12 protein-coding genes are annotated in these 14,973 nt (G+C 44.7%); 3 read left to right on the top strand and 9 right to left on the bottom strand.

All coding sequences use genetic code 11. From position 1 onward, the window contains the following. Nucleotides 1-236: 236 nt before the first annotated feature. Nucleotides 237-1,517, bottom strand: a complete 1,281-nt coding sequence (locus L0U88_RS00005; protein ID WP_234863424.1) for an NAD(P)/FAD-dependent oxidoreductase — start codon at nucleotides 1,515-1,517, stop codon at nucleotides 237-239. Nucleotides 1,518-1,687: 170 nt separating this feature from the next. Beyond that, entirely contained in the window at nucleotides 1,688-2,920 is a 1,233-nt protein-coding gene (gene serA / locus L0U88_RS00010; RefSeq protein WP_234863425.1) for a phosphoglycerate dehydrogenase, read from the bottom strand. Nucleotides 2,921-3,035: 115 nt separating this feature from the next. Between serA and L0U88_RS00015 the strand changes: the two genes are divergently transcribed. Genes L0U88_RS00015 through L0U88_RS00025 form a run of 3 tightly spaced genes read left to right on the top strand, consistent with a single transcriptional unit; the run spans nucleotide 3,036 to nucleotide 6,813 of the window. Beyond that, nucleotides 3,036-4,247 (top strand): serine hydrolase domain-containing protein, encoded by a 1,212-nt coding sequence (locus tag L0U88_RS00015; protein WP_234863426.1) that lies wholly within the window; start codon nucleotides 3,036-3,038, stop codon nucleotides 4,245-4,247. 29 nt (nucleotides 4,248-4,276) lie between these two features. Further along, nucleotides 4,277-5,788, top strand: coding sequence for an NAD(P)H-hydrate dehydratase (locus L0U88_RS00020; RefSeq protein ID WP_234863427.1), 1,512 nt, complete (start codon nucleotides 4,277-4,279; stop codon nucleotides 5,786-5,788). A 5-nt stretch (nucleotides 5,789-5,793) separates the two neighbouring features. After that, complete coding sequence (locus L0U88_RS00025) at nucleotides 5,794-6,813, top strand: proline iminopeptidase-family hydrolase (protein WP_234863428.1); 1,020 nt, start codon at nucleotides 5,794-5,796, stop codon at nucleotides 6,811-6,813. 6 nt (nucleotides 6,814-6,819) lie between these two features. On the opposite strand, the gene L0U88_RS00030 is transcribed toward L0U88_RS00025, so the two are convergent. The 7 genes from L0U88_RS00030 to L0U88_RS00060 are packed head-to-tail and all read right to left on the bottom strand — an operon-like array spanning nucleotide 6,820 to nucleotide 14,962. Next, complete coding sequence (locus L0U88_RS00030) at nucleotides 6,820-7,986, bottom strand: sialidase family protein (protein ID WP_234863429.1); 1,167 nt, start codon at nucleotides 7,984-7,986, stop codon at nucleotides 6,820-6,822. Next, the gene (locus L0U88_RS00035) at nucleotides 7,983-8,855 is read right to left on the bottom strand and encodes a DMT family transporter (RefSeq protein ID WP_234863430.1); all 873 of its coding nucleotides are present in this window, start codon (nucleotides 8,853-8,855) and stop codon (nucleotides 7,983-7,985) included. The genes L0U88_RS00030 and L0U88_RS00035 overlap by 4 nt, the downstream gene beginning before the upstream one ends. Next, nucleotides 8,837-10,042, bottom strand: coding sequence for an AGE family epimerase/isomerase (locus L0U88_RS00040; RefSeq protein WP_234863431.1), 1,206 nt, complete (start codon nucleotides 10,040-10,042; stop codon nucleotides 8,837-8,839). The genes L0U88_RS00035 and L0U88_RS00040 overlap by 19 nt, the downstream gene beginning before the upstream one ends. Then, a complete protein-coding gene (locus tag L0U88_RS00045; protein WP_234863432.1) occupies nucleotides 10,029-11,255 on the bottom strand; it encodes an MFS transporter in 1,227 nt (408 codons plus the stop codon). The genes L0U88_RS00040 and L0U88_RS00045 overlap by 14 nt, the downstream gene beginning before the upstream one ends. Before the next feature lies 1 nt (nucleotide 11,256). Then, nucleotides 11,257-12,411 (bottom strand): tRNA wybutosine-synthesizing protein 4 beta-propeller domain-containing protein, encoded by a 1,155-nt coding sequence (locus L0U88_RS00050; protein ID WP_234863433.1) that lies wholly within the window; start codon nucleotides 12,409-12,411, stop codon nucleotides 11,257-11,259. Between the two features lie 5 nt (nucleotides 12,412-12,416). Further along, complete coding sequence (locus L0U88_RS00055; RefSeq protein ID WP_234863434.1) at nucleotides 12,417-13,358, bottom strand: dihydrodipicolinate synthase family protein; 942 nt, start codon at nucleotides 13,356-13,358, stop codon at nucleotides 12,417-12,419. Nucleotides 13,359-13,381: 23 nt separating this feature from the next. Then, on the bottom strand, nucleotides 13,382-14,962 hold the full coding sequence (locus L0U88_RS00060; RefSeq protein WP_234863435.1) for a RagB/SusD family nutrient uptake outer membrane protein: 1,581 nt from the start codon (nucleotides 14,960-14,962) through the stop codon (nucleotides 13,382-13,384). Between the last annotated feature and the right edge of the window lie 11 nt (nucleotides 14,963-14,973).

Raw genomic sequence — 14,973 nt, forward strand, 5'->3', positions numbered from 1 at the left:
CTTTTTGACGGACTGCTATCTGGCTGCGCGGAAACTAAATTAAGGAACCGCCGTATACCGAACGGTACGTACGGTGGTGTGAGAGGACAGATAGCAAACAAATTGTTTGCTATCTTCCTACTCTATTTCAAAAAATGTCTTATAATTTATATTATGTTAAATAGAATAATCTCTCTCTCTTTCTTTTGATTCTTCGGTTGATGCACTTTTGAATTTGTGAAGATCTGTATCGCTGTTTAAGAATGCTGGGGTTGTCTATCCCCCGACCGGTGAAACTCGCGGAAAATTAATCGCAAGGATTGATCATAAGTAACATAATTGTACAGCCAGTTTAGGAATACAAACAGCCGGTTCTTCACTCCCAGGATCAGCATGAGGTGTAACGCCATCCAGACCAGCCAGGCCAGGAAACCTCCGAAATGCAATTTAGGTTTGGGAACATCCACAACAGCAAGGTTACGACCAACCGTTGCCATCGCTCCTTTATCGCGGTATTGGAAAGATTTTTGCCCGGCTCCGGACAGTTGCCCGAGCAAGTTGCTGGCAAGGTTATCAGCCATTTGAATTGCAACCGGTGCTACCTGCGGATGGCCGTTTGGATAATCCGACGTGACCATTGCTGCTACATCCCCGATGGCATAAATATCATTGTATGGTTCCAATAAATTCAATTCGTTTACCGGTAACCGGTTCCCGCGAACCGGCTCAACTTTAGTAATACCTTCCGGAACATGGCCTTTGATACCAGCTGCCCATAAAACGGTAGCGGTTTCGATCTTGCTGCCTTCCTTATTGGTAAGTGTTTTACCATCATAGTTAGCCACCAGGTAATTGGTTATAACAGTGACCCCTAATCGCTGTAAATATTTTAAAGCCTGTTCTGAACTCTTCTCACTCATCGTTCCAAGAACTTTACCGGAGCCTTCCAGCAGGTAGATTTTCATTTTGCTGAAATCCAGTTCCGGATAATCCTTGGGTAGAACATAATTGCGCATTTCAGCAATGGCACCGGATAATTCTACCCCCGTCGGTCCGCCACCAACTACTACAATATTCATCAGCCGCTCTATTTCTACAAGGTCCATTTCAATGGTCGCCCGTTCAAAATTTTCCATTAACCTGTGGCGGATCTGTAAGGCTTCCACCGTTGATTTCATGGATAATGCATGGGTTTCGAGCTCCTTATTACCAAAGAAATTGGTTCCCGCACCGGTTGCAATTACCAGTTTATCATAGGTTATCTCCCCTGAATTCGTGATCAGTTTTTTGTTTTCAGGATCAACTCGCTGAATATCGGCGAGGCGTAACCGTACATTCTTACTTTTCTGAAACACTTTGCGTAAGGGAAAGGAAATATTGCTCGCATCCAAACCGGCTGTTGCCACCTGGTAAAACAAGGGCTGAAACTGGTGATAATTGAACCGGTCTACCAGTAAGACCTCAATTCCTTTCTTGTTGTTCAGTTTCCTTGCCAGTCTTAGTCCGCCAAATCCCCCACCTGCAATTACTAGTTTCATCTTGCTTATTTTTTACAAAGTTATTAAACTTTCAAATATTATTGAAAGTTTAGTTGTTAAATAAAACGAAACCTCCGGGTACGGTTCGTATAGTATTCCGGCTGTTTCGTTTTATATATAACATCCGGCTATCTGATTATGCAGTAAGCATGCCAGCAGCCTCACAGTTATTAGTATAACAAACGCACTTTGATGGTTTCCTTCACATCGCGTAATAATTTCTGCGCCTGTGTGGAAAGTTTTTTGTCTACGTCCAGTACTACATAACCAATTTCCTCAGTTGTTTTAAGGTACTGTGCCAGGATATTGATCTTATGTTTGGATAACTCCGTGTTGATGGCTGATAAAACTCCTGGTACGTTGCGATGGATGTGCAGAATTCTGTGTGTACCTTCCTGTGGTGGCAAACTCAGCGGTGGCACGGTCAGCGAACCATAACTGGTTCCCATTTCGAGGTACTGATATAGTTTCATACTTACATCTTCCCCGATATTCTGCTGCGCTTCTTCAGTTGATCCTCCGATATGCGGCGTCAGAATTACATTGGGCAGATCCTGCAAAGGAGTTTGAAATCGTTCTCCGTTTTTTTCCGGTTCCCAGGGAAAAACATCAATTGCAGCTCCACTGAGCTGGCCTTCCACCAGGCACTTGCGTAAGGCATCCAGGTCTACCACTTCTCCCCGTGCATAATTCAACAGAATACTTCCTTTTTTAAAATGCTTGAGAGTCGTTTTATTGATCATGTTTTTGGTAGTAGGCGTATCCGGAACATGTAAAGTGATTACATCGGCCTGGGATACGACATCTTTCAGGTTTTTTCCGGCTACAGCATTACCTAAGGGTAATTTGGTTAGCACATCGTAATAGATCACTTTCATACCGAGTGCTTCCGCCAAAATACTTACCTGGGTTCCAATACTTCCATAACCAATAATTCCGAGGGTTTTTCCTCTTAATTCAAAACTTCCTTTGGCATCTTTCATCCAGATACCATCGTGTGCTGCCTTATTTTTATCCGGAATTCTGCGGATGAGCATGATGGATAATCCAATAACCAACTCGGCTACGGAACGGGTATTGGAGTACGGAGCGTTGAAAACGGCAACTCCCGCCCTGGTTGCGGCTTTCAAATCAATCTGGTTGGTGCCAATGCAGAAAGCTCCGATAGCCTGCAATTTGGATGCTGCGGATATTACTTTTTCGGTGATCTGTGTTTTGGAACGAATGCCCAGCAGGTGTACATCTTTGATTTCCCGGATCAGGTCCTCTTCGGAAAGCGCTCCAGCCAGTTTTCGAACAGATGTGTAGCCCATCTGTTTAAAATGCTGTACGGCTTTGTCGCTGATGTTTTCTAAAAAAAGAATGTTGATTTTGTCTTTGGGGTAACTTGTTTTAGGTTCCATTGTTTGGTTCTTGCTTGCTGCGCAAATATCATAAAATTACGGCATACCATTTGCGACAGGTTTTTCGTTATATTTGAACTATCCATATCCTTTGTTGAAAATAAATAAGTAGCATTTGAAACACAGATTCGTACAACTGTTGGTCCTGATGGCAAGTCTTGCAGGTTGCCGAAATGCTGAGCCCGCGGGTAATACCCCTGGTTCCAACTTATCAGCCCCCGTAATTAAAGCCTCCTTTACACATGCAGACAAAGCTGTGATAGATCGCTATGAGTCTGCTATTCAATCTTTTATGGAGAGAACCTTTGGTACCAGAGGGTTTAATGGCTCCTACCTGATCGCCAAGGACGGGGAAATCATCGCGGAAGCTTATTTGGGATATAGAGATCCTGTTCTCAAAGACAGCGAACTGCAGGAGCACGATGCCTTTCACCTGGCTTCCGTATCCAAGACCTTTACCGGAATGGCCGTTTTAAAATTGTGGGAAGAAGGCAAACTTTCCCTGGATGATGAGCTGTCGAAATATTTCGAAAAGTTTCCTTACAAAAATATTACGGTGAAGATGCTGCTCAATCATCGCAGCGGCCTTCCAAATTATACCAATTATCTGGATGTGTATGGATGGGATAAGAAAAAACTGGCTACCAACCTGGACGTTCTTGCTTCTCTTTACAAGATGAAGCCTCCCATTCAGTTTACCGCAGGTAAACGTTTTAATTACTGCAATACCAATTATGCTCTTCTGGCATTGATTGTTGAAAAAGTATCCGGACAGTCATTCCCTGAATACATGGAAGAAAAGTTTTTTGTTCCGCTTCAGATGAATGATACCTATGTGTTCCGTCCGGAGGATGCTAATGCTTCTCTTCCTTCTTTTGAAGCTAATAACCGTCGCTATGGCTTGGAATTCATGGACCTGGTGTACGGTGATAAAAATATCTACAGCACCGTTCGCGATATGCTGAAATGGGACCAGGCTTTGTACAATGATAGCCTCTTTAAGCCCGAAACACTGCAGGCTGCGTTTAGTGGTTACAGTTATGAAAAGTCGGGCACCCGTAACTATGGTTTGGGATGGCGGCTCACGGAACTAAAGAACGGTAAGAAAATCGTATATCACAATGGCTGGTGGCATGGTAATAACACGGTTTTCATCCGCCTGCCGGAAGAAAAAGCAACCATCATCATGCTGGGTAACCGGTACAACCGGAACATTTACAAGGCCAAACAACTCTGCGATATGTTTGGCGATTACCAGCAAAGCAATAATCTTTTCCAGGATATGGAGAACGAAGCCACGGTTTCCGTAGGTGGTGGCACCGACTAAGCTGATCTCTTTTTTTTGTACATTTCGGTATGGTTGTATTATCTGCCGAACAGGTGCGTGCCTGGGACCGCTTCACCATTGAAAAGCAGCCCATTGCTTCCATTGATTTAATGGAAAAAGCTGCAATGGCCTGTGTTCAGTGGATGGAAACCAACCGGATTGTAAACCAGCAACAGTTTTATATTTTTTGTGGCAAAGGGAACAATGGCGGAGATGGCCTAGCTATTGCCAGGCTCTTGCAGAAATTCAACCGTCCCGTTGATGTGTTTATTTTTGAAACAGGTCAACTGGGAAGTCCTGATTTTCAGCAAAATTTACACCGCCTCCATACCCTTCCTGTCACCATTCATTTTATCCAGGAAAACTCTCCATTGCCGGATATTCCTGAGTCGGTGTTGGTCATTGATGCATTGTTGGGTACCGGACTAAATCGTCCGGTTGAGGGACGGATGGCTGCACTTATATCCCACATTAATCAATATCCCAATGCCGTAATCAGTATTGATTTACCAAGCGGTTTGTTTGCAGATCAGTCAACTTTGCCCCATCCCTGCATTCATGCCAGCATTACACTCAGTTTTCAATGTTTTAAACCGGCGCTGCTGGTTTCGGAAAATGCGCTCTTCTTTGGCATACCTGTAATACTGGATATTGGCCTGGATCAAAGATTTCTGAATTCATGCACTCCTCTGTATGAAATGACGGATGGTCCGCTGGCTAAAGCCATTCTTCAGCCCCGGCTTGCTTTTTCGCATAAAGGCAAGTTCGGTCATGCCTTGCTCCTGGCCGGCAGTCCTGGTAAAATGGGTGCAGCAGTTTTGGCAGCAAAAGCCTGTTTACGTAGTGGAGCAGGCTTGCTTACTACCCTGGTTCCTGAACTGGAACGAATGCTATTCCCAACAGCCATTCCGGAATCAATGAGTATTTTATATGATAACCGAAAGCCGGAAGAGATTCTTTCTGATACTTCAATTTACAAAACAATTGGAATAGGTCCGGGTCTGGGACAACAGCCGCAATCCCGGGATTGGTTACATCATTTACTTACCCATTTCCGTAAGCCTATGGTATTGGATGCTGATGCACTGAATCTGTTGGCTTCAGACGTTCGTTTGCTGGAAGGCATCCCTCCTTTTTCCATACTAACTCCTCATCCTAAAGAGTTTGACCGGCTGAATGGTACCTGCAGCAATGACTTTGAACGACTCGAAGCTGCATTGCGAATGGCTATACAACACCAGGTAATTGTGGTACTCAAAGGGCACCGGACTTTTATTGCGATGCCCGGGGGACGTGCCTGGTTCAATACCAGCGGTAATGCCAGCATGGCCAAAGGAGGTAGCGGAGATGTCTTAACAGGTATGCTTACGGGATTGCTGGCGCGTGGGTATGCGCCGGAACAGGCTGCCTTGTTGGGTGTTTATCTGCACGGACTTGCAGGAGAAATTGCCAGCCGGAAACTGGGTAAGGAATCCGTACTGGCTTCCGATATCATCGATTCTATCGGTCCGGCATTTCTTGAACTTGAATCATCAAACTAACTATTATGTATACACGATTATTGTCTGTTCTTTTACTGGTTTTTGTTATTTCAGCCTGCCAGCAAAATCAACCTGGTGTACATTCGCCTGATCTTAGCTATTTCCAACCCTCGGATAGTGGGTTACAAACAGGCGGCGTACGTATGATCCCGATTCAGACTCCGAAAGGAAATTTCAAGGTCTGGACCAAACGATTCGGAAACAATCCTCAACTAAAAGTATTATTGCTCAATGGCGGTCCGGGTGCTACACATGAATATTTCGAGTGTTTTGAAAACTTCCTCCCTGCTGCTTCGTTTGAATTCATTTATTATGATCAGTTGGGTTGTGGCAATTCGGATAATCCCAATGATACCAGTTTCTGGGATCTCAACCGCTACGTCAGTGAAGTGGAGCAGGTTCGTACTGCGCTTGGGCTCAATAAAGATAATTTTGTTTTACTGGGTCATTCCTGGGGAGGTATTCTTGCCATGGAATATGCACTTGCACACCAGGAAAATTTAAAGGGGCTGGTCATTTCCAATATGATGTCCAGTTGTCCGGATTATGGGAAATATGCACAGGATGAGTTAGCCAAACAGATGGATCCAAAGGTACTGGATACCATTCGTCAGCTCGAAGCCAACAAAGATTTTGGCAATCCCAAATACATGGAGCTGCTCATGCCTAATTTTTATACGAAACATATTTTGCGTTTGCCATTGGATGAATGGCCGGAACCAGTTAACCGTTCTTTCGGTAAAATGAATCAATCCCTATATGTAACTATGCAGGGCCCCAGTGAATTCGGGATTGCAGGTAAGCTGGTGAACTGGGATCGCAAGGCTGATCTACCCAAAATTACCGTTCCTACACTAACAATTGGCGGAGCTCATGATACCATGGATCCCGAGCACATGAAATGGATGGCTACCCAGGTCAAATCAGGAACCTACCTGCATTGTGCAAACGGCAGCCATATGAGTTTTTATGATGATCAGGCCACTTATTTCAACGGGCTGCTGGATTTTCTGAAAAAATTGTAAGGACGGTTATTTCCATCGCATGGCCTTGAATTGAATCGTAGAGTACCCATTCTTTTCATAGAGTATTCCGATGGTTTTTTTATTCAACAATACGATATCCGAATAGGCAGTAGGATCGGATTGTTTGGGATCGGTTGCTTTATCCACGAGCAGGGAGCGCGACCAGGTTTTACCATCATCATAGCTGATGCGCAGGGTCAGGTTATCTCTGCGTTTCTCATCAGCTGCATTACAGAATGCCAATATGTTTTTCCTTTTCTTTTTTCCAATGGTCAGGAGTGTTCCCTGGCATATGGGATCCGGCAATTGCCGGTCAAAGAAGGTGGTATCCCAGGTTTCTCCACCATTGGAACTGGTTGCAACAATGCGTGCCCGGATATCTCCCTTCTGATTTCGTGCATTTAACATCAAGCGCCCGCCTGACAATTCTGCAGCAATGGCTTCGTTACTACCGGGTATGCTCAGGGGCTCACTTAGCCGAAAACTTTTCCCATGATCATCCGTGAAGAATCCATGTGCCTGGTAGTCTTCAAACTGATCATGTGGCGTTCCTGCTGAATGATTGGCTGCAATAAAGATTCTTCCTTTAAAAGGGCCATTGGTTAATTGCATGGCATGACCAGGAGTATTCGCATAACTTCTCCAGTCTTCAGAAAAATTGTACGCAGGATTTAGGGCTGGTTGCTTGGGCCGATGGGTTTGTGTGGTTATATTAACCGGCTCCGACCAGGACTTGCCTCCATCCGTGGAACTGATATACCATACTTCCCGAAGCCCCTGCCCTTTTCGAACTTCTCCTTCATGATTGTTGCCCGTATTATAGAACAAAAAAATCCTTCCTTTGGGATACGCGGGATCCAGCAGGTCTACTACTGGTGCAGGATTGCCTGCCTGTAGTTTATCATAATCTACTACTGTTTGCAGAGCAGACCAGGTATTGCCACCATCCGTACTGGTTTTCAGTACAATATTGATATCTCCAAAATCACCTGCATGGTTCACTCTGCCTTCACAAAAGGCAAGCAGTTTTCCATCAGGCAAACTAATAATGGCAGGTATGCGATAACTTTTATGTCCCTCTTCTCCGGATACAAAAACCGGTACTTCCTGTTGTGCCTGAACAGGTGACACAACGAACCAGCCAGCTGCCAACACCAATAACAGTTTTTTCATGTCAATTTTTTTGTTTTTTGAGATACATATAATCCACCAGTCACCAGCAGTATACCTGTAAGGGTAAACCAGGTTAAGGGTTCTTGCAGAAAAATAAAAGCAAGCAAAAATCCAAATACTGGACAGGCATACAACCAATAGGAAGCTGCTACTGTATTCTTCTTTAACAGATACAACCAGGCCTGCACCGCACCTATTGAAACCGGGAAGGTAAGCCATAAAGTGCCGGTCCAGAAATCTGTGTCCAGCTTGTTTTTGGCCGGATCAAATCCTGCTGCAGCAACCGGTAACAAAAACAATCCTCCCATCAGGGTATGCCATCCGTTGATGGTTAAGCTATCCAATCCATTCCATTGCTGTCGGGTATAATAAATCGCTGCAATTGAATAGATGAGCATACTGCTCAGCAGTAAAACAATCCCAATCGGTTGGGCTGTGCTGTTTTGAAGTAAGGGCCAGGCTGCGATCAGCACACCTGCAGAGCAGGCAAACAGTGAGAAAATGGCACTGCCTGTAATGCGATAGCGAAAAAAAATAGCAGCCAGTATACTGATGAAAACAGGGTTCACGGCAATGGCAAGACTTCCGATCCCCGCTCCCAGAAATTGCATGGCAATTACATAAATGCCCAGGTAGAGACTAACATTGAACAATCCATAAATGGCGAGTTGTTTCCATTCTTTTGCCGTTGGTTTTCTATTGCCCAGGAAGATATGTGTTATTAATAACATGAGGCTACCCGCGAGCAGGAAGCGGGTTACGGCAATCACCAGCGGTTGAGCACTTTCCAATGCAATCTTGGTTGCCGTAGCGGCTGATGACCATAATATGGCAAAGACAATGCCCACCGTTATGAATTTACCATCCATTGAGTTGATTTAACTGCAAGGTACTCCTTAAGTATTTTTTGGCAATACCATTCCTGCCTCGGTAAATGGAAAGGGCCTTTGAACATATTCCCTTTGGCTGATTGTGCTATTGTTCCGTTTCGATGCAGGTAACCATACCATTCTCCATTTTGAGCATCATGAAAGTGCGCATAGGCATATTCGTGAATCATACGGTGCCATTCGGCATATTTTTCATTTCCTGTCATGAGGTAAGCCAACAGGGTAGCAATAATGGCTTCATTCTGCGGCCACCAGAATTTCATATCCTGCCAGTATTCCTGGACCGGTTTATTAAAAACATCGCGGAAGTAGATGATGCCACCGTACTCTTTATCCCATCCTCTCTCCCACATATAATCCAGCATCCGGCAACCCAGGTTAATCAGGGCGGGATCATTACCACGATACTTTGCTTCTTCCAGTATAAACCAGGCGCCTTCAATAGCATGACCGGGATTAAGCGTTCTGCCGTCAATATGGTTGATGATCGATCCGTCCGGAGCCACCTGCTCCATTACACAGCGGATATCATCCTTTACAAAATACTGCTCGATGGTTCGGATCCAGTTACTGATCCATTCATCGCAGCGCTCATCTCCAATTGTTTCCCGAACTTGTTGTGCTGTATTAATCATGATCATGGGAACGCCAATTCCAATTGTCGGACGGGTATCCGTGAATTTTGGTTCCAATAATCCGGGCACAGTGGCGTATTGAATACATTTTCCAAACAACTCACGGGAACGATTGGCTGCAGTTTCATCTCCGCTGGCTTTTGCATAAGCTGCCATCGCAATCACAGCAAAAGTTTCAGAAAAGAAATACCGGCGTTTCCGGATGGGTTTTCCATCCCTGGTAACATGAAAAAACATGCGACCATCCGTATCAAAACAATGCTTAACCAGAAAGTCGTATCCAAGTTTGGCACCCTCCTGCCATTCCGCCCTTTGCTCAACTGTATTATAAAGGGTTGCCAGCAGCCAGGTTGCACGGCCCTGGATCCAGACTGCTTTATCATCGTCGATCAGGCTGCCATCTGCATCCCGCATTAACAGGAAACCTCCGTATTCCTGGTCATAGGATCTGGGAAACCAGAAGGGAATGGTATCATTTAGTAATTGCTTGGAATAAAATTCCTGGTAATATGCTAAATCAGGATTGTACATAGTCGATGGTTTTGGGCCGAAGGAAATAAAGTTGAACTGTCAGGATGATAAACACCACTATTGCCAGCCAGGCAAAACTTTGTCCGAGATTGCCGGCATCACTGGATTTGCCCAACCAGTCTGTAATAAGTGCGCCTGAGAATATTCCGGTAAGATTCATGAGTCCATATCCGGTAGCGCGGTACCTGGAGGGCACGAGTTGGCAAAGAATCGGCATGTTGTTGGCATCAAATAAACCAAATCCGAATCCAAAACAAAAAGCTGCCAGTACAATATGTAAGAGAGAGCTTCCAAACCCGATCAAAACGAGCGCCGGAATGGTAAGGGCAAGTCCGATTGCTCCGGTGTATACACGTCCCCGCAGGTTTTTCTGCACCCATCGATCTGATAGGTATCCACCAACCAGGACTCCAATTAAAGAAGAGCCGGAGGTGGTTATCGTGGAAAGTGGACCTGCTGTAGCCATGTCAATATGCAGGGTTTCAGAGAAAAGTGTAGGCAGCCAGTTCTTAACGGCCCATCCTGGTAAACTCGGCAAAGTGAAATAAAGGAGCAGGATCCAGAAGGAAGGATTTCCCAATAAAAAACGAAAGGCTTTACCAGGTGCAACCGCTTCCCCTATTCTGCCGGAAAATCCTTTTTTGCTGCTGAGTTCTTTTAGGAAAACAAGCAGTATGAATGAATAAATGATTCCAATAAGTCCAAACGACTGGAATGTAAACTGCCACGACATAGTAGCTGCGATGGTTGCGCCAAAACCTCCCAATGCCTGTCCCATATACAATCCGGTCATATGGATGCCAATGGCCAGCGACCTTGTTTTCCCATTGTGATAATCTGCGATCAGGGAAAGGGCTGCTGGAATATAGAGCGCTTCACTAACTCCCATGATTGCACGAAGTACATAGAGTTGGTCAAAATTGGTAGCAAAACCCATAGCAAAAGTTACTCCTGACCATACGAACAAACTTCCAACGATCAGGCCTTTACGGTTGAATCGGTCGGCAATGATGCCGGCAGCCGGACTGATACCACCGTAAATCCAAAGAAAAATTGCCATGAGGATGCCAAAGTTTTCGGCTGATTGCAATTCAGCAATATCAAGCTGCATGGAAGGACGCATGGTTGCCAGCATTTGCCGGTCCATATAATTAAGGAGAGCAACAAGCCATAAAAGGCCTACCACCACCCAGGGATATTTGTTTCCTTTCATGTTATCGGCTTCTGTTAAGTTGACCAATTTGAATATAGGGGGAACGTATACCCGCTCTTATTTCACCGCTTGGCAGCAGGAGGTTGTTATTCCACCAAATGAGAATAGTAGTTACAGGGGCATCAAATGGAACAGAACCGGCAAATTGCCATTGACTCTCATGCGCCGGCAATACCAGTAATTCTTTTCTAAAACCAGGATGGTTTCGTTGCAGCTCATTTTTTTTATGGATTAGTTCTACTCTTTTTGTACTGTCTCTTTCATGTTGGATGGCCCCCAATAATTTTTCCACCTGAGTGAAAGTTGATCCATCGTCTCCACCCAGTAAAAGAATATTTTCATCTTTCATTTTTATGGCTTGTGCTGCAGCCAATGCATATGGAAGTTTTCCCAGTTTTTTCCAGGTTCTATGATCAAGCGAGTACGCCCAGGTTTCAGCATAGAGCTGGCTGGTATCGGTACCGTTTCGCGCCCGGCCTCCTGCCAGAATGAGTTCCTGCCTGCCATTTACGGAACGGGCCTGCAGAACTGCATGAGAAACAGCGTATGGCAATGAAGGTAGTTCTAGCCAGCCCTGTGATGGATCGTTCAGTGAGAAACTAAAAAATCGGTTATTCATTCCTGTTGAAGTTTCTCCGCCGGCTATAAAAAGCTGATTCTGGATTGCTGTTCCTGCTGCATTGGTCAGGGGTATGGGTAATTCGGGTAGTGCTTTCACAGTAATTCCGGTATGCGTTTTTCCAAGTAACCATACAGCTGAACTGATTCCATTTGCTCCTTCCCCTCCTGCCAATACAAGGCCCTTTGAAGTCGAATAGGAACAACCATAGGAGGTCAGTTCCGGAAGCCGGATTGTTTTCCAATAAATACAGTCACCTCCCTCTGTTAGTTGATAAAGATGCAACTCCTCTTGGTATTGTTTTTTTCCTCCTTCCCATGGAAGTTTTTGAGGAAAATTTGCTCCCCCTCCTACTAGAAACAAATCATCAATGATTCCGGTAACAGGTCCTGCTATTCCTATGGAGTTTCCATCTTGGTATGCCGGAAGAGTTACAGGTTCTTTCCATTCAATCTCAACCAATTTGGCATTAGATCGACAGCTGCCGACAGGTGTTTGCAGAATCATCAGAATTATTGGTAAATAAAGTAAACGCATGGCAATCAGCTATGCTTTGCAACCGGAAATCGGGAGCAATAGTCCTGAAATGAAAGACGTTCCAGGTCTTTGGTGAACAGTTCTCTTTCTTCTGGCTTCATATTACGTACCGGAAGCCGGAATTCGCCGCAATCCAGCCCGATGGCTTTCATGAACGTTTTACCAGTGGCAATACCGCCGTATTTTCCGAGTAGCCGGATCATATCAATACTTCGTTGCTGTTCTGCCCTTGCAGTGTTCAGGTCATTGCGTTCAAACGCATCGATTAGTTTATGGTATAGCGGTGCTGCATAGTTGAAGGTACTGCCAACAGACCCTTTTGCTCCCAAAACCAGTGCAGACAACATGTTCTCATCCCTACCCCAGAGCATATCGTACCGCCCCTGCTGGAAGCGAAGGCAACTGAGAAAGTCCATAAAATCTTCATGGGTATATTTAATACCTGCAAAATTCGAAATATGTCCGTCCACTTCCTGTAACAGATCAATCATATTAAAGGCCACTCCTGTTAATACCGGAATATGATAATAATAGAAGGGCATATCAGGAACTGCGGCTGCCACTTCAGCAATACAGGCAGCCAGTTGTTTCACTGAAGCCGGTTTGAAATAAAACGGCGCTGTAAAGGATACTGCGTATAACCCTTCCTGTTGGGCATGTTTTGCCAGCTCTATACAATCCGTAATTGAAGTGCCTCCGAGGAAACACATCACCCTGAATTCCGGATCCTGTCGGGTTGCTGAGGCCCATGCAGTAGCTACCTGTTTTTTCTCCTGCAGGGATAGGGAAACCCCTTCACCTGTTGATCCCGCAATAAAGGCTCCGGTAACACCATTTGTTTTCAGGAGTGCATAATAGTCGGGAATGAGAGCAAGGTTCAATTCACCCGATCCATGAAAAGGAGTAAAAGGGGCCGCAATCAATCCGTTTAAATGTTGGCTGGACATATTTCGAATTTAAGTATTCTATATTATTTAGGTTTGGATGTCTGGTAGCCGGGAGTTTGATCCACGAGGGGATCATTGGTCCAAATAGCAGGTGGAATCGGCCAGAGAACTTTATATCCGATAGTGGCTTTATCCAATACTCCATATGGATGAGCTGAATTTTTATACACCAGTGGTTCATTATTTACCTGCATTCTGCGCAAATCATACCAGCGTTTACCTTCAAATACAAACTCTTTGGAACGCTCTTCAAAAATCGCCAGTTCGTTTGTGTCTTTTGTTCCGGAAACAAAGGGTGTCGGATCATTACCAACTCCACCGAAAGCACGATTCCGGATTGCCTGTACATATTCAGATGGATCAGCTCCTTCTGCATTCGATATTTCGGCCAGCATCAGCAACCGGTCTGCTTCCCGGTAAACCGGCCAGTCGTCCGCGAAATAACGCTTATTCGCATCAATCGTTCCCAGGAATTTCACCAGGGCAGTATTTCTCACTGTCACTGCGTAAGGAGTGGTGGATGTAGTCACTTTATAATAATCATAGAAGGTAGCATTTCTACGTTGATCAGCTACATCGTAGGATTGAAAGAATTCGAAGGTATATCGGTATCGCTGGATGATCTGTTGCGAATTGCTTTGTGCAATTACCAACGGATCCACCAGGAAATTTCCCACCCCGGCACTTACAGTTGAATCTTTGTAGTGCTGGCCGTCAAAATTAAAGGTGGAGTAAGTGTAGGCGGCAACACCAGGCATTTCAGCCTCACCTACCCGATAAGGTAGAGCAAAGATGATTTCATTGTTCCGTTTTTTGTTATAAGCAAATACATCTTTGAAACTTGCCTGCAAGGAATAGTCGGTTACAGACAACAAACTGCTTTTCGCTTCTGCCAGGTCTGCTGTATTACTGTATACTTTTGCAGACCAGAGGAATATTTCTCCTTTTAGCAATTTTGCAGCATGCGGATTCCACTGGTATTTATCCTGAGCAGTACTGTTACCAAAAAGATCAATTGCGCTGTTGATATCCTTCTTGACTACTTCCAGTACTTCAGCTTCTGAAGAGCGGGCCCTTCTCAATGTTTCCTGGTTGGTATTTCCATTCAATACTTCAGGTTCCAGCCAGATGGGAACACCACCATAGGTTCTCAGTAAATGGAAATAATAATAAGAACGCATGGCATATGCTTGTCCCAGCAGGTAGGATTTTTTTTCAGCGGGCAGAAATTCAATGGCAGTAACTCGTTGAATGAACAGATTTAATTGCAAAATCGGATTATAAAAGCCAGCCCAGTTGCCCACACCTGCTGAATTTTCTTCGATCCGGTGTTCAATAATATTTAATTCATTTAGGGAGGTATTCTGTACGTCTATATTGCTGTAAGCGCCACCCCTCATTTCACCCAGGCGAATAAACATAAAATTATTGTCGCGGAATTGTTTGTGGAGTCCTACCATGAAATTGGTAACCTGGGCTTCATTCTGCCAAAAGTTTCCATCACCGAAATAATCTTCCGGAGCTAGCTCCAGTGTTTTACGGCAGGCGGTCTGCGTGCTAATAATAAGTATCAGCAACCATAGAAGTGAATGTATTTTTTTCATACAAGTATGTT

Source organism: Flavihumibacter fluminis, assembly GCF_021491375.1.
GTDB lineage: Bacteria > Bacteroidota > Bacteroidia > Chitinophagales > Chitinophagaceae > Flavihumibacter > Flavihumibacter fluminis.

Bases quoted from the DNA above. Each gene is read 5' to 3' on its own strand.
- L0U88_RS00050 (WP_234863433.1), bottom strand. From the start codon at position 12,411: ATGCGTTTACTTTATTTACCAATAATTCTGATGATTCTGCAAACACCT.
- serA (WP_234863425.1), bottom strand. From the start codon at position 2,920: ATGGAACCTAAAACAAGTTACCCCAAAGACAAAATCAACATTCTTTTT.
- L0U88_RS00005 (WP_234863424.1), bottom strand. From the start codon at position 1,517: ATGAAACTAGTAATTGCAGGTGGGGGATTTGGCGGACTAAGACTGGCA.
- L0U88_RS00035 (WP_234863430.1), bottom strand. From the start codon at position 8,855: ATGGATGGTAAATTCATAACGGTGGGCATTGTCTTTGCCATATTATGG.
- L0U88_RS00040 (WP_234863431.1), bottom strand. From the start codon at position 10,042: ATGTACAATCCTGATTTAGCATATTACCAGGAATTTTATTCCAAGCAA.
- L0U88_RS00030 (WP_234863429.1), bottom strand. From the start codon at position 7,986: ATGAAAAAACTGTTATTGGTGTTGGCAGCTGGCTGGTTCGTTGTGTCA.
- L0U88_RS00055 (WP_234863434.1), bottom strand. From the start codon at position 13,358: ATGTCCAGCCAACATTTAAACGGATTGATTGCGGCCCCTTTTACTCCT.
- L0U88_RS00045 (WP_234863432.1), bottom strand. From the start codon at position 11,255: ATGAAAGGAAACAAATATCCCTGGGTGGTGGTAGGCCTTTTATGGCTT.
- L0U88_RS00025 (WP_234863428.1), top strand. From the start codon at position 5,794: ATGTATACACGATTATTGTCTGTTCTTTTACTGGTTTTTGTTATTTCA.
- L0U88_RS00020 (WP_234863427.1), top strand. From the start codon at position 4,277: ATGGTTGTATTATCTGCCGAACAGGTGCGTGCCTGGGACCGCTTCACC.
- L0U88_RS00060 (WP_234863435.1), bottom strand. From the start codon at position 14,962: ATGAAAAAAATACATTCACTTCTATGGTTGCTGATACTTATTATTAGC.